This window comes from Paenibacillus aurantiacus (genome assembly GCF_042431225.1).
Lineage (GTDB): Bacteria > Bacillota > Bacilli > Paenibacillales > Paenibacillaceae > Paenibacillus_Z > Paenibacillus_Z aurantiacus.
Window position 1 is genome coordinate 58,793 of the sequence record NZ_JBHMDO010000042.1, and the last position, 20,390, is coordinate 79,182.

Annotated in this window: 22 protein-coding genes; 1 reads left to right on the forward strand and 21 read right to left on the reverse strand. The window is 61.0% G+C overall.

The window, feature by feature from the left end; all coding sequences use genetic code 11:
* Position 1: 1 nt before the first annotated feature.
* The 15 genes from ACFFSY_RS25855 to ACFFSY_RS25925 all read right to left on the reverse strand — a co-directional run bounded on the left by ACFFSY_RS25855 (position 2) and on the right by ACFFSY_RS25925 (position 13,469).
* On the reverse strand, positions 2-1,000 hold the full coding sequence (locus ACFFSY_RS25855; protein ID WP_377499598.1) for an SMI1/KNR4 family protein: 999 nt from the start codon (positions 998-1,000) through the stop codon (positions 2-4).
* A 295-nt stretch (positions 1,001-1,295) separates the two neighbouring features.
* Positions 1,296-2,210: a DMT family transporter gene (locus ACFFSY_RS25860; RefSeq protein WP_377499600.1), complete on the reverse strand. Its 915-nt coding sequence runs from the start codon at positions 2,208-2,210 to the stop codon at positions 1,296-1,298.
* A gap of 55 nt (positions 2,211-2,265) precedes the next feature.
* Positions 2,266-2,703 (reverse strand): MerR family transcriptional regulator, encoded by a 438-nt coding sequence (locus ACFFSY_RS25865; RefSeq protein ID WP_377499602.1) that lies wholly within the window; start codon positions 2,701-2,703, stop codon positions 2,266-2,268.
* 165 nt (positions 2,704-2,868) lie between these two features.
* Positions 2,869-4,206: an LLM class flavin-dependent oxidoreductase gene (locus ACFFSY_RS25870; protein ID WP_377499604.1), complete on the reverse strand. Its 1,338-nt coding sequence runs from the start codon at positions 4,204-4,206 to the stop codon at positions 2,869-2,871.
* Entirely contained in the window at positions 4,203-4,805 is a 603-nt protein-coding gene (locus ACFFSY_RS25875) for a DinB family protein (RefSeq protein ID WP_377499606.1), read from the reverse strand. The genes ACFFSY_RS25870 and ACFFSY_RS25875 overlap by 4 nt, the downstream gene beginning before the upstream one ends.
* 14 nt (positions 4,806-4,819) lie before the next feature.
* Complete coding sequence (solA, locus tag ACFFSY_RS25880; RefSeq protein WP_377499608.1) at positions 4,820-6,013, reverse strand: N-methyl-L-tryptophan oxidase; 1,194 nt, start codon at positions 6,011-6,013, stop codon at positions 4,820-4,822.
* A complete protein-coding gene (locus ACFFSY_RS25885; protein ID WP_377499610.1) occupies positions 6,010-7,197 on the reverse strand; it encodes an amidohydrolase in 1,188 nt (395 codons plus the stop codon). The genes solA and ACFFSY_RS25885 overlap by 4 nt, the downstream gene beginning before the upstream one ends.
* Positions 7,198-7,214: 17 nt before the next feature.
* Positions 7,215-8,225, reverse strand: coding sequence for an LLM class flavin-dependent oxidoreductase (locus ACFFSY_RS25890; RefSeq protein ID WP_377499612.1), 1,011 nt, complete (start codon positions 8,223-8,225; stop codon positions 7,215-7,217).
* A gap of 11 nt (positions 8,226-8,236) precedes the next feature.
* On the reverse strand, positions 8,237-8,989 hold the full coding sequence (locus ACFFSY_RS25895; protein WP_377499614.1) for an amino acid ABC transporter ATP-binding protein: 753 nt from the start codon (positions 8,987-8,989) through the stop codon (positions 8,237-8,239).
* On the reverse strand, positions 8,986-9,696 hold the full coding sequence (locus tag ACFFSY_RS25900; protein ID WP_377499616.1) for an amino acid ABC transporter permease: 711 nt from the start codon (positions 9,694-9,696) through the stop codon (positions 8,986-8,988). Before ACFFSY_RS25900 ends, ACFFSY_RS25895 begins: the two co-directional genes overlap by 4 nt.
* A complete protein-coding gene (locus ACFFSY_RS25905) occupies positions 9,686-10,480 on the reverse strand; it encodes an amino acid ABC transporter permease (RefSeq protein ID WP_377499618.1) in 795 nt (264 codons plus the stop codon). Before ACFFSY_RS25905 ends, ACFFSY_RS25900 begins: the two co-directional genes overlap by 11 nt.
* A gap of 36 nt (positions 10,481-10,516) precedes the next feature.
* Positions 10,517-11,386 carry a transporter substrate-binding domain-containing protein gene (locus ACFFSY_RS25910; protein WP_377499620.1) on the reverse strand — a complete coding sequence of 290 codons (870 nt, stop codon included), beginning with the start codon at positions 11,384-11,386 and terminating at the stop codon, positions 10,517-10,519.
* A 150-nt stretch (positions 11,387-11,536) separates the two neighbouring features.
* Entirely contained in the window at positions 11,537-12,076 is a 540-nt protein-coding gene (locus ACFFSY_RS25915) for a GNAT family N-acetyltransferase (protein ID WP_377499622.1), read from the reverse strand.
* A 63-nt stretch (positions 12,077-12,139) separates the two neighbouring features.
* Positions 12,140-12,580: a hypothetical protein gene (locus tag ACFFSY_RS25920; protein WP_377499624.1), complete on the reverse strand. Its 441-nt coding sequence runs from the start codon at positions 12,578-12,580 to the stop codon at positions 12,140-12,142.
* 10 nt (positions 12,581-12,590) lie between these two features.
* Positions 12,591-13,469: a LysR family transcriptional regulator gene (locus ACFFSY_RS25925; protein WP_377499626.1), complete on the reverse strand. Its 879-nt coding sequence runs from the start codon at positions 13,467-13,469 to the stop codon at positions 12,591-12,593.
* A 134-nt stretch (positions 13,470-13,603) separates the two neighbouring features.
* Here ACFFSY_RS25925 and ACFFSY_RS25930 point away from each other — a divergent pair, with 134 nt between their 5' ends.
* On the forward strand, positions 13,604-14,134 hold the full coding sequence (locus tag ACFFSY_RS25930; RefSeq protein ID WP_377499628.1) for a GNAT family N-acetyltransferase: 531 nt from the start codon (positions 13,604-13,606) through the stop codon (positions 14,132-14,134).
* A gap of 99 nt (positions 14,135-14,233) precedes the next feature.
* Here ACFFSY_RS25930 and ACFFSY_RS25935 read toward each other — a convergent pair whose 3' ends face one another.
* The 6 genes from ACFFSY_RS25935 to ACFFSY_RS25960 all read right to left on the reverse strand — a co-directional run bounded on the left by ACFFSY_RS25935 (position 14,234) and on the right by ACFFSY_RS25960 (position 20,382).
* Positions 14,234-15,232: a DUF3231 family protein gene (locus tag ACFFSY_RS25935; protein ID WP_377499630.1), complete on the reverse strand. Its 999-nt coding sequence runs from the start codon at positions 15,230-15,232 to the stop codon at positions 14,234-14,236.
* A gap of 64 nt (positions 15,233-15,296) precedes the next feature.
* Positions 15,297-16,298: a Gfo/Idh/MocA family protein gene (locus ACFFSY_RS25940; protein WP_377499793.1), complete on the reverse strand. Its 1,002-nt coding sequence runs from the start codon at positions 16,296-16,298 to the stop codon at positions 15,297-15,299.
* 124 nt (positions 16,299-16,422) lie between these two features.
* A complete protein-coding gene (locus ACFFSY_RS25945) occupies positions 16,423-17,319 on the reverse strand; it encodes a DMT family transporter (protein ID WP_377499632.1) in 897 nt (298 codons plus the stop codon).
* A gap of 3 nt (positions 17,320-17,322) precedes the next feature.
* On the reverse strand, positions 17,323-18,171 hold the full coding sequence (locus tag ACFFSY_RS25950; protein WP_377499634.1) for an NAD-dependent epimerase/dehydratase family protein: 849 nt from the start codon (positions 18,169-18,171) through the stop codon (positions 17,323-17,325).
* Positions 18,172-18,203: 32 nt separating this feature from the next.
* Positions 18,204-19,142: an aldo/keto reductase family protein gene (locus ACFFSY_RS25955; protein WP_377499636.1), complete on the reverse strand. Its 939-nt coding sequence runs from the start codon at positions 19,140-19,142 to the stop codon at positions 18,204-18,206.
* 316 nt (positions 19,143-19,458) lie between these two features.
* Positions 19,459-20,382 carry an aldo/keto reductase gene (locus ACFFSY_RS25960; RefSeq protein ID WP_377499638.1) on the reverse strand — a complete coding sequence of 308 codons (924 nt, stop codon included), beginning with the start codon at positions 20,380-20,382 and terminating at the stop codon, positions 19,459-19,461.
* Between the last annotated feature and the right edge of the window lie 8 nt (positions 20,383-20,390).

The following is a 20,390-nucleotide window of genomic DNA, read 5'->3' on the forward strand; positions in this document are numbered from 1 at the left end:
CCTACTCGTCCGTCATCTCGGTCAAGCCGGCCATGAACGCCTCGTACGAAGCCGCGATCGGCATGGTCGTAACCCCGCTCATCAGAGCGCCGTCCGCGTACCTGCCTTCTTCCCACGATTCCACGACCTGCACGATCGGCGGATTGTCGCCCGCTTCTTCGCGATAATCGAAGAAATAATATTCACCGAACGGATCCCACGCGAACGGAACGAGCTTATCGGGGAAGCCCCGGCTCTCGACGAACATGCGGTGGTTGACGGGTAAATAATCGTCGCTTGTTCGATCAAAGTTCAAAAATCCGCTCAGCAGCAGCGTGCCTTCCCCGTCCGGCAGCACAACCTGCATGACCTTCCCCGGCTCCGCGCCCTCCTCCAGCATGTGGAGGAACGCCGGCGGATACGGGAACTCGCCGGGATCACCCGCAATCGCCGGCACGGGAGCCGGCGGCAGCAAGGGCGCTTCCCCATCCGTTCCGGCGGATTCGCCGGGCATCGACAACGTCGGCGTCATCGGGCCGTCCAACAACTCCGCATAAGGCATCGTGACCAAACTCATCACAGCCTCGGACGCATCCAGGCCGGCGCCTATCAGCTTATTCAATCCATCGTGCTCCGAATAAGGATTCGCCGCGACCAGCCCGAGCAGAAACAAAGCCCCGATCCCCCGGCGCCAGTAGCGAGGATGCCGCTTCGCCTTGTCGCGTCCATCCACTTCGGCCTCATCCCCCTCCTGCCCGGGCAGCTCCTCCCGCCAATCGGCCTCCGCCGACAAGGCGGCGAGCAGCTCATCCGCCTCCTCATAGCGGTCTGCGGGTACATGCAGCTCGATCGGGAACGGAGCGCTCCCCATAAACACGCGCATATAGCCGCCTGCTCCCGGCTCGCGGCGGAAATACGGAATATGTTCTGCCTGCAGCAATTGTTCGAAGAACATCGCCTCCAGCTCGCTGCAGTCGCGCAGTTTGACGTAATGGCGTCTGTCGGCCAGTTTGAACTCCACTGTACGTTCCTCCTCTATCTGAGCGATTACTCGGCATCAACCCGTGTGCAAGGAACCATATTGTACCATGAATACCAATATCGGAAACCTCTCTATTTTCTTAACGAGAACGCGCAATCAATAGTTGCTCCGGAATGCGGCTCCATGACAATCGGATATCCAAAGACGAGCCGCCGTCCTGGCCGCTCCCTTGCGCGCTGCTCTAATAAAAAACCTGCCCGCCGCGTTGCGCATACACGCAATCACGGCCAAGCAGGTTGTATCGGTCGTGACGGATGGGCCGACTCCGGAGCGGCTAAGCGCCTTTGACGCCGAAGTCCGTCTTCGGCTCACGCGGCAGCCGCCGCCTCATGTTCGTGATCGCAACGCCGGCGAGGATCAGCACACCGCCGCCGAGCTGCGCGAGCAGGATCGGATCGCCCAGGACGAAATGGCTGACGATGATCGCGATGAACGGCGGGATGTTCATGAACATGGCGCTCATAGACGCGCCCGCTACCGCAATCCCGGAGTTCCACCAGAAGCCCGCCAGCCCTTGGCCGATGACGGCGACGCAGACGAGCAGCACCCACGTGAGCACCCGATGGCTCGCATGCAGATCGCCGTTCATCGCTTCGACCGCGACGGCAGGCGACATAAGAATCGTGCCGATCACCGTAGCATAGATCGTCACCTCGTATGAACTCATCGCGCTCGTCAGCTTGCGGATGAACAGCAGGCTGACCGACATGCCCAGCATCGCGATCAGCAAGAAGACGTCCCCGTGCGAGATACCAAGCTCTTTGCCGCCGTACAGGACGATGCAGACGACGCCGATGAGCGCGACGATGGCGCCGGTCAGCTTTTGCCCGGTGATGGCTTCCTTCAGGAAGATACGAGACAGCAGCGTCGTCGCGATCGGGGAGAGCGCGACGATCAGCGCGGCATTGCCCGCCGTCGACTCCCGCAGACCGGTGAAATAGAACAGCTGGTTAATTAGCGTGCCGGTAATGCCTGCCATGAGCAGAAGTCCCCACTCGCGCGCCGTCGGCTTCCGCATCGACTTGTTGATGAGCGCCACCGAGATCAGGAAGAGCGACATGACGACCAGTCTGGCGAAAGATAGAAAGATCGGCGAGAAATCGCGCAGCATGTACGCGCTCGCCACGTAGTTGCCTCCCCATAGCAGGGAGACGCCCCATAATTTAAAGTATACCGTACGATCTGACATGAACCTGTTTCTCCTTGCATGTTAAGTGTAGGGACGACGCGGATTGTCGCTTCCGTTATCCGCGCGTCCGATGTTTAAGGGCGTTCGCCCGCGCAAGCCGCTCGGCGAATCCCTCCCGCAGCCCGCGCAGCTTCTCCATCTTCTCCTCGATATGGCCAATTATAGCTTCAAGCCGCAGCACGGCTTCATCCAGCAGCACATCGCGTTCCTCTTCCGTATGCAGCTCCTCATAGTAGGAGGCTTTGATCCGGTCCAACTCTTCCTCCGCCTGCAAAATATCGCGGATTTCCTGCAGCGAGGCGCCAAGCACCTGCTTCAGCTTCAAAATATGCCGGGTACGCGCCAGCATGTTCTCGCAGTAGAGCCGATGGCGGCCTTCCGTGCGCGAGACGTCCGGCAGCAGGCCAACCTCCTCGTAATAATGCAGCGTACGGGCGGTAATGCCGAGCTGTTGCGTTACTTCTTCCACCGTGTATTTGCGGGTTTCCGTCATCGGGCGGATGCAGCCTCCTTTCGTCAATGTTTCATGATCTTCCTACCATACCAGAATTCAAAGCTTACGTTAACGTTAGATTCTGGTTAACAGAAAAAAAACCTTTGCAGGCGACGGTTCATTCACCGCCCGCAAAGGTTCCTCTTACTTACAACATGTGCCGTCTTACACCCGCTCCGCCGTTCTCCCCGCTTCCGTGTAGCGATTCGCCGGTATCGCAAGCCCCAGATTCCCGCGCAGCGTGTCGCTCTCGTATTCGGTCCGGAACAAGCCCCTATCCTGCAGGATGGGCACGACGTGCGCAATGAAATCCTCCAGCCCGCGCGGCACCGAGGAGCCGACCATGAAGCCATCGGCGGCACCCGCTTCGAACCACTCCTGCACCTGGTCCGCGACCTGCTCCGCCGTGCCGATGAACGTCGGACGAGGCGTCGCGACGGACAAGGCGACCTGCCGCAGCGTGAGCCCTTTCTCCTTCGCCTGCGCCTTGATGCGGTCCGTACTGCTCTGGAAGCTATTGCGTCCAAGGTCGCCCAGCTCCGGGAACGGCGCGTCCAGCTCGTACTGAGAGAAATCGTGGTGCTCGAAGAACCGGCCCAGGTAGAGCAGCGCATTCTCCGGCGACACGAGATCGACGACCTCCTGGTATTTGCGCTCCGCTTCTTCTTCCGTCGCGCCGATGACCGGCCCGATGCCCGGGAAGATCAGTATCTCGTCCGGATTCCGGCCGAACCCGGCCGCGCGGCGCTTCACGTCCTGATAGAACGCGATCGCCTCCTCGATCGTCTCGTGCCCGGTGAAGATCGCGTCGGCTTCCTTGGCGGCATAGTTCTTCCCGACCTCCGAAGCGCCCGCCTGGAATATAACCGGGCGGCCCTGCTTGCTGCGCGCGATGTTCAGCGGGCCTTTCACCGAGAAGAACTCGCCCTCATGGTTCAGCGCGTGCATCTTCGCCGGATCGAAGAACACCCCCGACGCCTTGTCGCGCACGAACGCGTCGTCTTCCCACGAGTCCCACAGTCCGCGCGTCACCTCGAGATATTCCGTCGCGATCCGGTACCGCTTAGCATGGTCCGGATGCTCCTTCTTCCCGTAATTGAGCGCCGAACCTTCCAGCGGAGAAGTGACGACATTCCACCCCGCGCGGCCGCCGCTAATGACGTCGAGCGATCCGAATTGGCGCGCCACCGTGAATGGCTCGCTATAGGAGGTTGACAGCGTCCCGACAAGACCGATATGCGTGCTAACCGAAGCGAGCGCGCTCAAGATCGTAATCGGCTCGAACCGGTTCAGGAAGTGGGGAATCGATTTCTCGTTAATATAGAGACCGTCGGCGATGAAGGCCAGGTCGAATTTGCCGGCTTCCGCCTGTTCCACCCACCGTTTGTACACCTCGAAATTGACGCTCGCGTCAGACTGTACGTCCGGGTGACGCCAAAGCGATGTGCTGCTGCCGACACCGTGAAGCATTGCGCCGAGCTTTAGTTGTCTGCGTTTACTCATGCCGGCTCGCCTCCAATGCGTACCGAAGGCGCGGCGCCGGTGGACACAACTTCAGCCGGCAGGCTGCATGACGAAGCCCCGCCGGAATTTGAGTCCGCGGGCACCGCAGCCGCCTGCCCGGCTTTGCCGCCGAGCTGCGCCTCGTACGCCTGCTTGATCCGCTCGATCTGATTCAGATGCGTCTGAACATGCTTCGAGAAGCCGCGAATGATATCGCGGACGCGCACCGTCTCGCCTTTGAAATTGATGCCGCTCTTATCGAATTCCGCTTCGCCAAGCCGGCGGAACAGCTGGCCGTTATAGCGGAGCAGCCCCCAGAACGCGTCGAGAATCTCGTAGACGTCGCTATCGTTGGCATGCTGCCCGGACACCCACAAATCTTGGTTGAAGGCTGGCAGCTGCGCTTTCGTATCCGCGAGTATATCCCGGATACGGAAGGAGACGACGATGTTGTGGTCGGCCAGATGGGCCAGTACCTCGGCGACGCTCCATTTGGTCTCGGACTCTTTCCACTTCAGCTGCTCTTCGTTCAGGCCCGCAATGGCCCGGGTCAGCTGCAGATGCGTGTCCAGATAGGACTGGATATCGGTTTCGCTCATACGGTTCCCTCCGTTTAATGGTCGTGTACCGGCGCGGGCGCCGGGTTGAAGCGTGAGAGCGCGAACAGGTTGATTTCCGCCCCGTCGGCGGCCCCGTCGGCCATCTCGGCCAACAGCTCGCCGACCGCGCTCGCGAACTTAAAGCCGTGGCCGGAGAAGCCGCCCGCGATCAGCACGTGCGGGTGCTCCGGATGACGGTCGATGATGAAATGTTCGTCCGGGGTCATCGCGTATTTGCACGCCGAGCCGCGCAGCAGACGTCCGGCAGCGCCGGGCATGAAGGTGCCGAGCGCGCCGCGCAGATCGCCCTCGTCCTCGGCGTAACGGCCGAAGGGCGCAAGCGGCTCGCCCGGCCGCCATGGATGGCCGCCGTCGTGCCGGCCGATCTTCAGCCCCATTCCAGCGATATCCGGGAAGCCGTAATACACGCCACCCGCGGTCGCCATCGTGAATCCAGGTAACGTTCCTTCCCGGTAGTCGTCGCCGCTCGTCTCGAACCAGCCGACGACTTTGCGAAGGGGGCGGATCGGCAGCGGCAGGAAGTCGGCCAGACCGCCGAACCAGGCGCCGGCGCAGAGAACGGCCGCCCCGGCATGGTAATCGCCATGCGGCGTATGCACGCTCGCCCTCCCCGCGCGGGCCGTAACGCCGATGACTGGCGTACCGGTCAGCAGCTTCGCGCCATTGGCCAGCGCCAGCTTCCGATAAGCGGCTACGCATCGCTCGCTGAACAAATAACCGGCGTCCGGCTCGTACAGCGCCTCGAACCGATCGGGCAGCGCAAGCCCCGGCCAGCGCCGGCGGATGTCCGCCGCGTCCAGCATCTCGACGGACACGCCCAGCCGAACCGCGTCCCAATATCTGCCGCGATGGGAGTGCACGTCCGGGTCGGCGAGATTGAGCACGCCGGACTTCGCGAGCAATCGCTCGCCCGTCAGCGCCTCCGCCTCCTCCCACAATTGCTGGGCGCGCAGCGCAAGGCGAACGTACGCGTCGCCGCCGCTATAGGCGTGCCGGATCAGACGCGTCTCGCCGTGATGGCTGCCTTCGCCGTGCGGCGGGTCGAACGCGTCGAGCAGCAGCACCCGCGCTCCCCGCTTGGCCAGCTGATAGCCGGCGCTCATGCCCATGGAACCCGCGCCGACGACGATGACGTCGTAGACGCGCTCGCCGGCAGTGAACCCGTAGTCGCCGTCCGCTCGGCTCATTCAGCGAGATCCCTGCCTGCTCCGCCCGCGAAGCGCGTCAATGCCCGTACCGCCGTCCCGGCCAGAAAGTCCGCCGCGATCGGCAGCGCGCGTTCGTCCAGATCGAACGCCGGATGATGCCACTCGTGGGGCCCGGACGTGCCGAGGAAGACGAACAGCCCCGGCACGAGCTGCTGGTAGACCGCGAAGTCCTCGCCGGCCGGAGAAGGAACGGGCACGACCGGCAGCAAGCCGAGCTGCTCCGCCTCCTGCCAAGCCAGCGCGGCCAACGCCTCGTCGTTGCGTACCGGCGGCGGACCTTCGATCCACCGGAGCTTGGCGGTTGTGCCGTACGCGGCCGCAACGCCGTCCACGATCTGGGCGAAGCGCGTCAGCACGCGGCTGCGCACCTGCTCGTCGAACGTGCGGATCGTGCCCTCGAGCACCGCCTTCTCCGGGATGACGTTCCAGATCGTGCCGCCGTGCAGCTTCGTGACGCTGACGACCGCGCTGTCGAGCGAGCCGACGCTGCGGCTGACGATCGACTGCAGCGCCGTCACGATATGCGCCGCCGTCACGATCGGGTCGATGCCGGCTTCCGGCACCGCGGCGTGCGAGCCGAGGCCCGCCACCTCCACGACGAAGCCGTCGGCGGCCGCCATGATCGGACCGCCCTTAATGCCGATCGTGCCAACGGGCAGATCCGGCTTGTTATGCAGGCCGAATATAGCGACCACGCTGTCCAGCGCCCCGCTCTCGACTACCTTCCGGGCGCCGGACGCCTTCTCCTCCGCGGGCTGGAAGAAGAGACGCACCGTCCCGGTCAGCTCCGCTTCGCGCTCCTTGAGCAGTTGGGCGGCGCCGAGCAGAGCGGCCGTGTGGAAATCATGACCGCAGGCATGCATTTTGCCCGGATGCTCGGACGCGAACGGCAGCCCGGTCTCCTCCTGGATCGGCAGCGCGTCGATGTCCGCGCGCAGGGCGACGACCGGTCCTGGCCGCGCGCCCCCGATCTCGGCGACTACCCCCGTGCGCAGCGGATAATCCGCGATGCGGATGTCCGATGCGGCAAGCCATCTGCGAATCCGTGCCGTCGTCTCGAACTCCTCGTGGGACAGTTCGGGATAGCGATGCAGCTCCCGTCGAATTTCCGTTAAGCGCCCCGCCAGGGCCGCCGCGCTGCGAAGCGTCGTTTCCTTGCTCATATCGCCATCTCCTCGCTCTATGCCGTCACTTCGGCGAACGCCTCGCTCAGCAATTCATAGGAGCGCACCCGCTTCTCGAACGGCGCGATATTCGCCGTCACGATGAACTCGTCGACGCCCGTTGCTTCCTGCAGCGCCAGCAGCTTCGCGCGTACCGTCGCCTTGGAGCCTGCCGTGATGAGCGGCGCTTTCTCCTCGATCGTGTACGGCTCCCCGGACTGACGTCCGTATTCCTCCGCCTGCTCGAGCGTGCCAAGCGTCACTTTCCGCCCGCTAGCCAAGTACACTTTGACCAGTTTCTGGGGCGGGATGAGCTCGCGCGCCTCCTCGTCCGTGTCCGCCACGATCGCCGACAGCGCGAGGATCGCCTGCGGCGAGCTTCCGCTCGCGCCGCTGAATTCGGCCTTGTACTTTCGCACCGCCCGGATCGCGGCTTCCTCATCCCCGCCGATGAATAGCGAGAATACGTACGGCAAACCGAGGCTCGCCGCGAGCGCGGCGCTGTCTTCCGATGCGCCCAGCACGTGCAGCTCCGGCGGCGCGAGCGGAATCGGCGTCGCCGCAAGGCCCGCCAGCGGGTCGCCGTCCTCGAATTCGCCCGTCAGATGCCGGCGCAGTCCGATGATTTTGTCCGTGAGCGGCTCCGGATTGGCTACGCCCCGCTGCAGCGCCTGCGTGCTGCGCGGCAGCCCGCCCGGCGCGCGGCCGACGCCTAGATCGACGCGTCCCGGCGCGAGCGAGGCGAGCACGTTGAAGTTCTCCGCCACCTTGTACGGGCTGTAATGCTGCAGCATGATGCCGCCGGAGCCGACGCGGATGCGGTCCGTCTTCGCCAGCAGGTAGGCGATCAGCACTTCGGGCGACGAGCCTGCCAGATGCTCCGAATCGTGGTGCTCCGCGACCCAGTAGCGACGGTAGCCGAGCGACTCCGCCCGCTGAGCCAGCGCCACCGTCTTCGCCAGCGCGTCCTCGCCCGTTTCGCCCGGATAGATCGGGCTTTGATCCAATATGCTTAATGAGACGCTCATGCGCATTCCTCCTAAATCGTGTAGCTCGCCTCCGGCGTCAGCCGCTTCAGAAACTGCTTCGTCCGCTCTTCCTTCGGATTGCCGAACAGCTGCGCGGGCGGCCCCTCCTCGACGATGACCCCTTCGTCCATGAACACGACGCGATTGGCCACGTCCTGCGCGAAGCCCATCTCGTGCGTCACGATGATCATCGTGATGCCTTCCTTGGCGATGCGTCGGATGACGGCGAGCACTTCGCCGACGAGCTCCGGGTCAAGCGCCGAGGTCGGTTCGTCGAACAAGATGACCTCCGGCTCGAGCGCCAGCGCCCTGGCGATGCCGACGCGCTGCTGCTGTCCGCCGGAGAGGCGACTCGGATAGGCGTCCAGCTTCGCGCCAAGTCCGACCTTCTCCAGCAGGGCGATGCCGCGCTTGCGCGCTTCGTCCTTGCTCATTTTCTTCACGACCACAAGGCCTTCCATGACGTTCTCGAGCGCGGTCTTGTGGCTGAACAGATTGTATTGCTGGAACACCATCGCGGAGCGGCGGCGCAGCGCGTGGATATCCTTCTTCCCGGCTCGTCTGGCGTCGAGCGTCTGATCCCCGATGCGAATCTCGCCCTCGCCCGGCTTCTCCAAATAATTGATGCACCGCAGCAGCGTCGTTTTGCCCGAGCCGCTCGGTCCGAGAATCGCGACGACTTCCCCTTTCTCGACGTGCAGCTCGATGCCCTTCAGCACCTCGTGCCTTCCGAAGCTCTTGCGGATGCCCTTTAGACTGATCATGCTACCCCTCCTCTGCTGTACAGGCTGATCCGCCGCTCGATCGCCGCCGCGATCCGCTCGATGATGATCGTCAGCCCCCAGAAGATGATCGCGACCGCCAAATATGCCTCGAAATACTTCCAGTTCGTCGATGCGACGATCTGCGCCTTTGCGTTCAAATCGACGACCGATACCGTGAACGCAAGCGTCGACCCGTGCAGCATGCCGATGACGGAGTTGGTCAGGTTCGGCAGTGCGGCCGCGATCGCCTGCGGGAACACGATGCGCCGCAGCGCCTGCGGCACCGTCATGCCGACCGAGAGCGCCGCTTCCATCTGGCCGCGATCGATCGCAAGCAGCCCGGAGCGCACCACCTCGGACATGTAGGCGCCCGCCGTAATCGAGAAGGAGACGAACGCGAACGTGATCATCGGTACCTTGGCCGAGTTCCAGCCGAGGTCGAACTGCGCGGACAGCGCATCGATCGCAAGCGGCAGGCCGAAATAAATGAGCAGCAAATGCACGAGCATCGGCGTACCCCGGATGAACGTCACGTAGCTGCTCGCCAGCTGCGCGAGCACCGGGATGCGGTACATGCGCGCAAGCGCCGTCGCCGTGCCGATGAGGAAGCCGCACGTGACCGAGACGAGCGTCAAGATGAGCGTCGTCGGAATCGCCGGCAGCAGCCCGACGAACGCGGTCCAGATAAAAGATGGATCAAGCTTCATACCTCGGCACCTCCTTGCCGCTCAATTCCGGGGCGACTTGCGCGAGCGGCCTACGCCCGCGCCACCTTCGCCATCCGCGTTCCGTCTCCGCCGAGTCCCGCCGCATGTGCCGCTGCAGCCTGCGCTCGAAGAGCAGCAGGAGACGCTCAAGCGTGAAGCTGACCGCCAAATAAATGATCGCAAGCGCAATATACGTCTCCATGAAGTGGCGGGTCAGCGTGCCGAGCGTCTGCGCCTTGCCCGTCAGCTCCATGACGCCAAGCGCGAAGGCGAGCGAGGTCTCCTTCAGCATGGCGATGACCAAGTTCGTGAACACCGGCACCGCAATCGCCAGCGCTTGGGGGAGCACGATGCGGGTGAACGACTGATACCCCGTCATGCCGACCGAATAAGCGGCCTCCACCTGCCCCCGATCGACCGCCGTCACCGCCGCGCGGATGATCTCCGAGATATTCGCGCCGGCATGAAGGCCGAACGTGACGATGACGAAGAACAGCACCGGCGCCTTGGTCACGTCGATCTGCACGAGCTTCAGCAGCTCCGGCAGCCCGTAATAGAACAGGAACAGCTGAATGAGCATCGGCGTACCCCGGAAGAACGACGCGTACACTTGGGATAGCCGCTGCAGCACCGGCACCTTGTACAGCCTCGGGAGCGCCGCCAGCAAGCCGGCGACCAGCCCAAGTCCGATGGCGCCGGCCACGATCGCAAGCGTCAGGTGCAGCACCCGCAGCAGCTTGGGGATAAAATCAAATACGTAGGTGATATCGAAGCCATACTCCATCCGTCGCTCTCACCTTTCTCGTCTTAGTGCCTTGCGCTACTTGACCGTATCCCCCGTAAAGTCGCTGCCCAGCCACTCCTCGCTCAGCTTGCCGAGGGTGCCGTCGGCTTTGATCTCCGTCAGCGCGCCATCGATTGCATCCGACAGCTTCTGCGCTTCCGGTTCGTCCTTGCGGAAAATAAACAGGATGTCCGCCTCGGACAGCGGATCCCCGACCGTCTTCAGCTTCTTCTGCGGGTCTTCGAGCGCCAGCGCGAAGTCCGCCCCGATCGTCGCGTCGACGCGGCCGCTCGCGATCTGGTTGATCGAGTCGTTGGCCGCGGAGCCTTCATAGACGATCTCGATTTTCTTGTCGTGATCTTTGTTATAATTCTCGAGAATCTGGTTGCCCGCGCTCGTCGGGCTCGTAATCGCCTTCTTGCCGGCGAGATCGTCCAGCGTCTTGATCGTATCGTTGTCCTTCGCGACGATAATCCGGTTGCGCCAGTGCGCGTACGGCACCTTGTTGAACAGGTACTTCTGCTCGCGCTCCGGGTTCTTCTCCATCTCGTGCGCCACGAAGTCGATCTTCTTCGTCTCCAGGCTCAGCAAGAGGTTCGAGAATTCCATCGACTGGAATTCAAACTCGTATTCCGCCAGGCGTTCGTCGATCTCGCGTACCAGTTCTACGTCGAAGCCGGTTAGTTTACCGTTCTCGTCGATGAAGCAAATTTGCGGAAATTCCGTGCCCGTCCCGACGACGATCTTCGTGACCCCCGCGCCGGCCTTCGCGTTCCCGCCGGATGCTCCCGCGGACGCGTTCACCGCCTTGTTGTTCCCGCCTTCGTTATTGCTCGAGCCGCAGCCCGTGACCGCCAGCGTCAAGGATAGCGCAGCCGCAGCTGCCGTCAACATTCTTCTCTTCATCGTTCATGCCCCTCCATATTCGGGAGACGGCCGCGCCCATGTGCGGGTCGCCGTGCCGCCATCGCCATTTCTAGTTTGGTGGTATCAGGTCATTGGTTTGCGTTCACGGTCGCAAGACCGGGAATGCAGCATTGACCTTTGTCATTGGTTTTATTGTCCGGCAGCCTGCCGACGGTCTCCGTTCCGACGTGCGAACAGATCCGGGTCGATCACCTTGCGCAGCAGATGCATCGTGCCGTCCCCGTTACCCGGGTCGAACGCCCGGATGCTCTCGTAGCCCCGGCGAAGATACATCGGCAGTAGCCAAGGATGCCGCTCCGCGGTAGCGAGCGTCACCGCTGGCTCGCCGACCCGCTCGCGGATGACCTCGTATTCCACCCAGGTGAGCAGTCTGTCACCGTACCCTTTACCTTGATCGTTCGGATGCACCGCGAACCATTTGATGAACGGATGGTCCGTAAATTCCTTTACTTCGTTCCCCTTGGACAGCGTGACGGTGGCCTTAATGACGCCGTCCGCTTCCAGCACGTAGCATTCGTTCCGAATGATGTTATCCCTCACCAACGCGACGTCCGCATGGGCAGCCGGCCAGCTCAGCTTCAGTTCCCGGATGAGCGAATACGCCTCGTAGATGACTTCGCGCAGCCGCGCCGCATCATTCACGCCCGCCAGACGGAACACTTCCCCCATGACTTCACCCCTTCTATCTGGATAAACATAATTCCCATGTGTTTAATGGGATTTAGGATGTTATTACTGTATCATCGCCTCTTGAGGCCGCGCTAATAGAGATTCTCTATAGATTGATTGAAGAATGGAGAATTGGCTTGAGCACGGCAAATTGGTTTGAGCAGATATTAAGCTGCTCAGCATTTTGCCACGGCAAATTGGTTTGAGCATGGCAAATTGGTTTGCCCAGTTGATAAACTGGGCAGCATTTTGCCCCAGCGGATAAACTGAGCAGCATTTTGCCCCAGCGGATAAACTGAGCAGCATTTTGCCACAGATCGTAAGCTGCTCAGCATTTTGCCACGGCAAATTGGTTTGAGCATGGCAAATGGGTTTGCCCAGTTGATAAACTGGGCAGCATTTTGCCCCAGCGGATAAACTGAGCAGCATTTTGCCACAGATCGTAAACTGCTCAGCATTTTGCCCCGGCAAATTGGTTTGAGCAGATATTAATCTGCTCAGCATTTTGCCGTGCTCAAATACTGTACATGCTCTCCTTCGCCAAAATCGCGTGGATGAATTCTTCGTTCTCGCCGGTCAGAGCAATCAGGTTCGTATGCAGCGAGATGCCCTTCGTCTCCTCGATCTCGACCGGGATCAGACTTCCCAGCTGCTCTTCCTCCTTGGCGCACAAGCCCGGCAGGAAGCAGATGCCCGCCTTCTGAAGCACCAGCTTCTTGGCGGTCTCGGAGTTGTCGGCGTGGAACACGATATGCGGCTTATGCTCGAGATGCTCGAAGACGCGGTGCAGACGAAGCCAGTCGAGCGAGCCGCATTCGAAGAAGACAAGCGTCTGGTGACGAATCTCGCCGATCGTCACCCGGCGCGTTTCGGCGAATGGATGTCCTTCATAGACATATAGGCGGATCGGATCTTCGTAGAACGGATAGGATTGCAGCGAGGGATGGCTTAGCTTGCGCACGAACGCGATGTCGATCTCCCGGTCGAGCAGCTTTTTGACCAGCTCGTCGGATGGCGCGGTCGTCAGCTTGAACGCTAGTTCGGGGAACTGGCGGCGGAGCTGCGGCAGAATATCCGGGATCAAATAATTCGACACCGACACCGTGCTGCCTACGCGCAGCTCCTGAGGACGGACGACCCGGTCCTGCAGATGAAGCCGGCCTTTCTGTATAGTCTGGAGAATTTGCTGGGCGTAAGGAAGGAATTGCTTGCCTTTCTCTGTCAACATGATCTGCTTGCCCTGGCGATCGAACAGCTTGCAATCCAGCTCGCGCTCGAGCGTCTGAATGCGGGCGGTCACCGACGGCTGTGACAGGAACAACACTTCCGCTGCCTTGTTGAAGCTGCCGTAATGGTTGACGTAGACGAACGCTTCGATGTTCTCGATATTCATGCTTGGATCCCTCCTTGGAATGAATGGGCACGATAGAAGTTTTCAATTCCAGCATTGAAATTTACTTTATCATATAGGAATAGTTGGAATTTGGGAATATAGTTGGCGTATGAAAAATGTAAAGGGGGATGCGCATGCATAACGCCGTTATCGAAGTGAGAGATGCGAGAGAGGAGGATCGCGACGATTTCATCGCCGTGCTGCTGGACGCATACGGCCAATACGCGGATGGGCTGCCCGCCGGGCGTTGGGAGACGTACCAGGCTTCGCTGCGCGCTTCATTCGATGAAGGACGACCGATCGCCCGGATCGTCGCCGTGGCGGAAGGGCGCCTCATCGGCAGTCTGCAGCTGTTCGGCTCTTCGGAGGAAGCATACGGGATGCCGGAGCTAAACATCCGCAATCCTGTCTTTCGTTATCTAGCGGTCGCGCCGGAAGCAAGAGGCCAAGGCGTGGCGACGCTGCTCATTCGCGAGGCGATCCGCCGCGCCAAGGCGCTCGGCGCCGATCGCCTGAATCTGCACACGACCGATCTGATGCAGGACGCGATCCGGCTGTACGAGCGGCTAGGCTTCGAACGGGCGAGCGAGACGGATATGACGGGCGGCGAAGCGCTTGTGAAAGGGTATCGGCTTGCGCTGAACGAGGCGGCGCTGCGGATTTAGACTGGAGCATGCGGCGCGAAGGAGCGCAAACGAAAAAAGGCGTCCAACGTGACCGTTAGACGCCTTAAGTCGTTCCCCACCCCTCATAATTCCTATCGCTTATGTCTTCATCGCCAGCTTATGCCGGTCCGGCGTGTGAGGCGGTTGCTCCATCCAGCCATTCTCGATCATGAGATTGCCGCCGTCCTCGGCATAATTGCCTGTCTCGGCGAACAGCTTCGCGTAGATCACACCCAGGTCATGCCTTGGGCTGACGGCGATCGAGTCCCCGAAATTTCTCGCTTTGGCCGAGGAGAGGCTCGTCACGAGAAACAACATCAGCTTGTCCGAGAAGGGCGCTACCGTGCTCGTGGTGACCGTGTATTGCGAAGGGATCGTCGCGGGCAAATCCTCCTTCTCGAGCACGGTCAGCAGATCGCGGTCCTGCTTGTGATTGATATTTTTGCCGCGGATGAAATAATCGCGGATCTTCTGGGACTCCGCCACTTGGGCGAAACCGATCAGCAGCACGGCCTTCAGTGTATTGAACTGCAAGTTCGCGAAGATTTGCGAAATCTCGACGCCAAGCAGCGGCCTTTTGTCTCCGAACAATCCGTTGAAGAAGCTTTGCTTGTGCACGATCTCCGGCTCGGACGGCGGCATGTAGGGCGGGCGGATGTATAAGCCTTTGCGCTGCATCAGGTCCGTCATTTCATTGGCGAGCTCGACCGTCTCGAAGAGAAACTTCGTGATCGCTTTGCGCATATCGGGCCGCGAGGTGTTGGGGAGCGTGATCGCATAATAAATCGTGCCTACCTTCAGCATCATGTCCATGAATTCCAGGTAGAAATTGTCCGAGAATAAGCGGGGCACGCTCTTGTTGACATCCTTCTCCGTGAACCCGACAGGCAGCGGATATCGTTCGGACCGATACGTCTTCACGACGAATTCATAGATATCCACGGCCAGCTTGTCGCACTTGTTGAGAATACGCCCGGCCTCCTTATCCTCGACCGTCGCAAGAAAATGGCTCAGCAAGCAGTGCGACAGCGTATTGGCCATGTAGAAATTCCACAGATTCCCTACTTCTGCCGACGTAAGAGAAGTTTGATGACTCACGTTGTATGCCTCCCGATGCAGGTCGTTGTTCCATAAAATACCCCACGCCTGTAAAAAGCATACTTTATCGCGTTTTGCTTGCGACCTCATCGCCGTATTCCACCCGCACTGGCAGCCCGCTGCCTGCCGAGCGCAGCGCGGCATGCGTTACCGCCATCGTCCGCGCGGCGTCCGCATACGATGAACGAATGCTAGAGACATCGCCCGTGCGCACGGCGTGGATGAACGCCTCGTTCTCGCGCTCGTATGGATTGCCCGCGTTCCGGTGCTCGGTTAGAACGCCTTTCTCCGTCACGATCAGCTTATCTGGCCGCACCTCGACCTGACCTTGCGCCGTGTAGACGGTCAGCCCGACCTGCCCGCCATCAGGGAGGATACACGTATTGGAGATCGTGGCGACGGCGCCGCTCGCCAGCTTCATCGTCACGGTGCCTACATCGTGGACGGTTACCCCTTCGTATTGCTCATGCATCGCACGCTGCGCGAAGGCGGCATACACTTCATCCACCTCGCCGAGCAAATACCGGAGCAGGTCGACAATATGCGTCGTCTGCTCGATGAATTGGCCGCCGGAGCCTTCCTGCTTCCGCCACCAATACACCTGCGGCATATCGCCCATCCAATACCCGAGCGCCATGCCGGCCGTTCGGCCGCGCAGCAGATCCGCCGCTCTCGCGGCTGCGTCGGCGTACCGGAAATGATAGCCCACAGAGGTAACCAGTCCAGCTTGCTTCACAGCCTCCGCGATGGCCAGCGGCTCCTCCATATCGGTGCCAAGCGGCTTCTCGACAAGGAACGGTATGCCGCGCTCAACAAGCCGACGCTCGATGTCGCCGTGCGCGAACGGCGGCACGCATATATACACCGCGTCCGGCTTCGCCTGATCAAGCATCTGCTCGACGTTCTCGTAAGGCTTGGCCGGCGCGTAACGCAGCGCGGATTGCTCGGCCTTGGCTAGACTGGACCCCACGAACGCGTTAACGGCCACCCCGTCCATGCGGGACAAAATATCGGCGTGCACGTGACTGAACCAGCCGGTTCCTACGATACCTACGTTCAACGTCATCATTCACCATATCCTTTCACTTGTTCGTAAAGCATTAGCCTCCGGGACATGGCGTGCCGGAGGCTCGAATCCATTGCGTTATGTAAGCCCGCAAGCCGCCGCCCCGGGCTGCATCAGCCGCGACTTATGCGGTCAACTCGGCGCTCTCCTGCTTCGCACCCTTGCGCGGCACCGAGAAGTTGAGCAGCAGAAAGCCGGAGATGAAGACGACCGTCCCCAAGATGATGATCCATGTGATTGGCTCTTGGAAGAACAAATACGCCCACAGGATCGTGAACAGCACCGAGCTGTTGCCGACAATCGCCACGATCGCGAAGGGCACCTTCTTGATGGCTTCGGCGAACCATAGGAAGCTAAGGCCCGTGATGACGCCCAGCAGCACCAAGGCGATCCAGGCACCGGCCGTCGCTTCGCCGCTTATGCCCTCCGATTGGAATGGCAGCGGAATCGCGCACATCGCGGCGCTCCAGAGGAACACCGAAAAGTTCAAATTGCCCGCGTCCATCGTCCGCACGAGGACGCGCTGGCTCAAGATATGCACAGCCGCGCCGATGCCGGCGAGCGTGAACAGCAGCGTCGTGAGCGCGCCGCCGCCGAGCAGCTGCCCGATCGGCGTCCCGTTCCAGCCGACGATCAGCACCCCGGTCACGCACAATGCGGAAGCAACCCAGCCTCGCGGCGTAATTCGCTCGCCGAGCATGAAGCGCGCCGCCAATAGAAGCGTGATGGTCTGGGCCGGCTGCACGAGAATATCCCCATAGGCATAGCCGATCGCGATCGCAATATTCTCGAACAGGTAGTTCAGCGACTTGCCGATCGCGCCGATCCAGATCCAAGGAAGCGCAGCCCGAAGCGAGATTCTACCGTCCTTCGCAAGCAGGTAGACGCCAAGGAAGACAACGCCGAAGAAAAATCGCGCGAACGTGATGAGCCAGCTGTCCGCCATGCCCGAGGCGGTCTTGACGAGAATGCCGACGAAGCTCCAAGACAGCGTCGCCAGCAGGAGCAGCACATAGCTCACCGGTTAGCGGTCCAGCTGCTCGCGCCACTTATATTTCGGCTGCCACCCAAGCAGGCGCTTTGCCTTCTCGCTGCTGAGCAGCGACTCGTAACCGGACAGCTCGGCGCGGAAGTCGGTCACGCCCGGATAGCGCGCTGCCATCAGCTCCCGGCTCGGGATGTCCATGCTCGACTCGTCCGCCGCAAGATTAAGCGCGACCGAACCGAGTCCTTCCGCCTCGACCGCCAGCCGGCAAGCTTCCGCCGCGTCGCGCGTGTCGATATAACTCCACAGGATTCGCTCGCGCTCTTCCGGCTTGTGGATGAACGATGGGAACCGTTCGTACCATTCCGGCGGAATGACGTTGCCGAGCCGCAGCGATACGACCTGCATGCCTGTACGGCGGTGGAACATGTCCGCCGTTGCTTCGTTCACGATCTTGGACAGTCCATAGCTGTCCTGCGGCAGCTGAGGATGCGCCTCGTCCATCGGGACGTACTCCGGGCTTAGCGGATGGACCGCGAAGCAGATGCCGTAGGATGATTCGCTCGAGGCGATCACCGCCTTGCGGATGCCTAGACCGGCCGCCGCCTCCAGCACATTATAGGTCGTCATGACGTTATTGCGGAACGTCACCTCCGGCGAGGTCATGCCCGCTCTGGGGATCGCCGCCATATGGACGACCGCGTCCGCGCCCGCAAGCGCCCCGTACGTCTGGCCCAAATCCTCCAGATCGATCGTCAGCGAGGGGCAGACCGCTTCTTCGGGCGGACGATTGTCCACGCTCAGCACCTCATAGCCTTGTTCGACGAAATGCTTCACGACCCACCGGCCCAGCATTCCGCTTCCGCCCGTTACCACTACCTTTGCCATTGCAAGCTCTCCTTTGCCTGATCGGAATATGATTATGCCAAAATCTCGTTGATCCGCTTCAGCGTCTCCTCGTTCAGCTCAATACCGGACGCCTTCGCGTTCTCGGTTACTTGCTCCGGACGGCTCGCGCCGACGAGCGCGCTCGCCACGTTCGGCTGGCGGAGAATCCAGGCGAGCGCCAGGTTCCCGACAGTGAGTTCAAGCTCGGCCGCGATGCCCTCGAGCGCGCGCACCTTCGCGATCTTCTCCTCCGAGATGCCGTTGCGAACCCACTCTAGCCTTGCCGCGCGGCTGTCTTCCGGAATCGCGGAAGCCGATGTGTATTTACCGGTCAAGAGCCCCTGTGCCAGCGGCGAGAACACGACCTGTCCAATGCCGGCGCGTTCGCCGAGGGGGATGACTTCCTTCTCGATATAGCGCTCGAACATGTTGTAGATCGGCTGATTCACGACGATCCGGTCCAGCAGGTAGCGATCCGCGACGCCAAGCGCCTCCGCCATCTGCGAGGCCTGCCACTCGCTCACGCCGACGTACAGCACCTTGCCTTGGCGAACGAGATCGTCCAGCGCGCGCAGCGTCTCTTCGAGCCGAGTCTCCGGATCGTAGCGGTGGCAGTAGTAAATGTCCACGTAATCGTGCCCGAGCCGCTTAAGACTGGCGTCCGCTTGTTCGAGAATGTGCTTGCGGGATAGCCCGCGGTCGTTCGGACCGTCGCCCATCTGGCCGAACACCTTCGTCGCCAGCACGTAGGAATGCCGTGGATACGCTTTCAACGTTTCGCCGACCAGCACTTCCGCCGCGCCGCGCTCGTACACGTTGGCCGTGTCGAAGAAATTGATGCCCAGCTCGTAGGCCGTCTTGATCGCGTTCACCGCGTTCTCGCGCTCTACGTAGCCGCCGTATGTAAGCCAGCTACCCAAGCTGATTTCGCTAACCTTAATGCCGCTGCCGCCTAATTTCCGATACTTCATGAACAACGCCTCCTATTCATTCGTTACCAAAATCTAGCGTTACGAGATACATTCCCATTCTATCCTACTTCGATGACGATGGAAATAAGTTCCGCTCGTGAAATGGGATTTGGCAAGTTCTCTGTAAAATGACAGATTGGTTTGCGTGCAGCCGTGGCTGCGAGCAGCATTCTGTCAATGAGATTGGTTTGCGTGCAGCCGTGGCTGGGAGCAGCATTACGTCCGCCAAAAGACAGACAGTCCCCGGCCCAAATCGGACCGGGGACTGTCGTGCGTACAGAGGCGAGAAACACCCGCTCGCGAAGCTCTCTACCCTTTACGGCAGCACGTTGCCTGCCGCGCGGAAGATCGCGTACCATTCCTCGCGCGTCAGTTCGACGTGGCTCGCCTTGATGCAATCGGTCAGGCGTTCGATGTTCATCGTGCCCGTCACCGGCTGCATGCGCGCCGGATGCCGGAGCAGCCACGCCATTGCGATCGTCGTGGCGCTAACTTCGTATTTGGCCGCGAGTTCGTCGATAACCCGGTTCAATTCCGGGAACTTGTCGCTGCCGAGGAACACGCCTTCGAAGAAGCCGTATTGGAACGGCGACCACGGCTGAATCGTGATGTCGTGCAGGCGGCAGAAGTCCAGAATGCCGCCGTCTCGGTTCACCGCCGAATCGTTAGCCATGTTCACATTGAATCCGCTCGAAATCATCGTCGCGTTCGTGATGCTCAACTGCAGTTGGTTGGCGACCAGCGGCTGCTTCACGTATTTCTGCAACAGCTGGATCTGCGTCGGGTTCTGGTTGGACACGCCGAAATGACGCACCTTGCCCGAGCGTGCCAGCAGATCGAACGCTTCCGCCACTTCCTCCGGCTCGACAAGCGTATCCGGGCGGTGCAGCAGCAGGATATCCAAATAGTCGGTACGAAGCCGCGACAGGATGCCGTCGACGGAGGCGAGAATATGCTCCTTCGAGAAGTCGAACATCCCTTGCGCAGGGCGAATGCCGCATTTGGACTGCAGGATGATGTTCTCCCTCACGCTGTCATTCATATGTATCGCATCGGCGAAAATCTCTTCGCAGGCGCCCGCGCCGTAAATGTCCGCGTGGTCGAAGAAGTTCGCCCCTTGCTCCAACGAAGCTTGCACGAACCGTTCCGCTTCGTTCTTCTCCAGCGAGTTGATCCGCATGCAGCCAACCGCGATAACAGGTACATCCAATCCGCTCGTGCCAAGCTTGATCGTACGCATACCGTGTG

Bases quoted from the DNA above. Each gene is read 5' to 3' on its own strand.
- ACFFSY_RS25930 (WP_377499628.1), top strand. From the start codon at position 13,604: ATGCATAACGCCGTTATCGAAGTGAGAGATGCGAGAGAGGAGGATCGC.
- ACFFSY_RS25950 (WP_377499634.1), bottom strand. From the start codon at position 18,171: ATGGCAAAGGTAGTGGTAACGGGCGGAAGCGGAATGCTGGGCCGGTGG.
- ACFFSY_RS25940 (WP_377499793.1), bottom strand. From the start codon at position 16,298: ATGACGTTGAACGTAGGTATCGTAGGAACCGGCTGGTTCAGTCACGTG.
- ACFFSY_RS25900 (WP_377499616.1), bottom strand. From the start codon at position 9,696: ATGAAGCTTGATCCATCTTTTATCTGGACCGCGTTCGTCGGGCTGCTG.
- ACFFSY_RS25890 (WP_377499612.1), bottom strand. From the start codon at position 8,225: ATGAGCGTCTCATTAAGCATATTGGATCAAAGCCCGATCTATCCGGGC.
- ACFFSY_RS25860 (WP_377499600.1), bottom strand. From the start codon at position 2,210: ATGTCAGATCGTACGGTATACTTTAAATTATGGGGCGTCTCCCTGCTA.
- ACFFSY_RS25895 (WP_377499614.1), bottom strand. From the start codon at position 8,989: ATGATCAGTCTAAAGGGCATCCGCAAGAGCTTCGGAAGGCACGAGGTG.
- ACFFSY_RS25905 (WP_377499618.1), bottom strand. From the start codon at position 10,480: ATGGAGTATGGCTTCGATATCACCTACGTATTTGATTTTATCCCCAAG.
- ACFFSY_RS25920 (WP_377499624.1), bottom strand. From the start codon at position 12,580: ATGCTGAGCAGATTAATATCTGCTCAAACCAATTTGCCGGGGCAAAAT.
- ACFFSY_RS25915 (WP_377499622.1), bottom strand. From the start codon at position 12,076: ATGGGGGAAGTGTTCCGTCTGGCGGGCGTGAATGATGCGGCGCGGCTG.
- ACFFSY_RS25865 (WP_377499602.1), bottom strand. From the start codon at position 2,703: ATGACGGAAACCCGCAAATACACGGTGGAAGAAGTAACGCAACAGCTC.
- ACFFSY_RS25875 (WP_377499606.1), bottom strand. From the start codon at position 4,805: ATGAGCGAAACCGATATCCAGTCCTATCTGGACACGCATCTGCAGCTG.
- solA (WP_377499608.1), bottom strand. From the start codon at position 6,013: ATGAGCCGAGCGGACGGCGACTACGGGTTCACTGCCGGCGAGCGCGTC.
- ACFFSY_RS25910 (WP_377499620.1), bottom strand. From the start codon at position 11,386: ATGAAGAGAAGAATGTTGACGGCAGCTGCGGCTGCGCTATCCTTGACG.
- ACFFSY_RS25955 (WP_377499636.1), bottom strand. From the start codon at position 19,142: ATGAAGTATCGGAAATTAGGCGGCAGCGGCATTAAGGTTAGCGAAATC.
- ACFFSY_RS25960 (WP_377499638.1), bottom strand. From the start codon at position 20,382: ATGCGTACGATCAAGCTTGGCACGAGCGGATTGGATGTACCTGTTATC.
- ACFFSY_RS25885 (WP_377499610.1), bottom strand. From the start codon at position 7,197: ATGAGCAAGGAAACGACGCTTCGCAGCGCGGCGGCCCTGGCGGGGCGC.
- ACFFSY_RS25870 (WP_377499604.1), bottom strand. From the start codon at position 4,206: ATGAGTAAACGCAGACAACTAAAGCTCGGCGCAATGCTTCACGGTGTC.
- ACFFSY_RS25925 (WP_377499626.1), bottom strand. From the start codon at position 13,469: ATGAATATCGAGAACATCGAAGCGTTCGTCTACGTCAACCATTACGGC.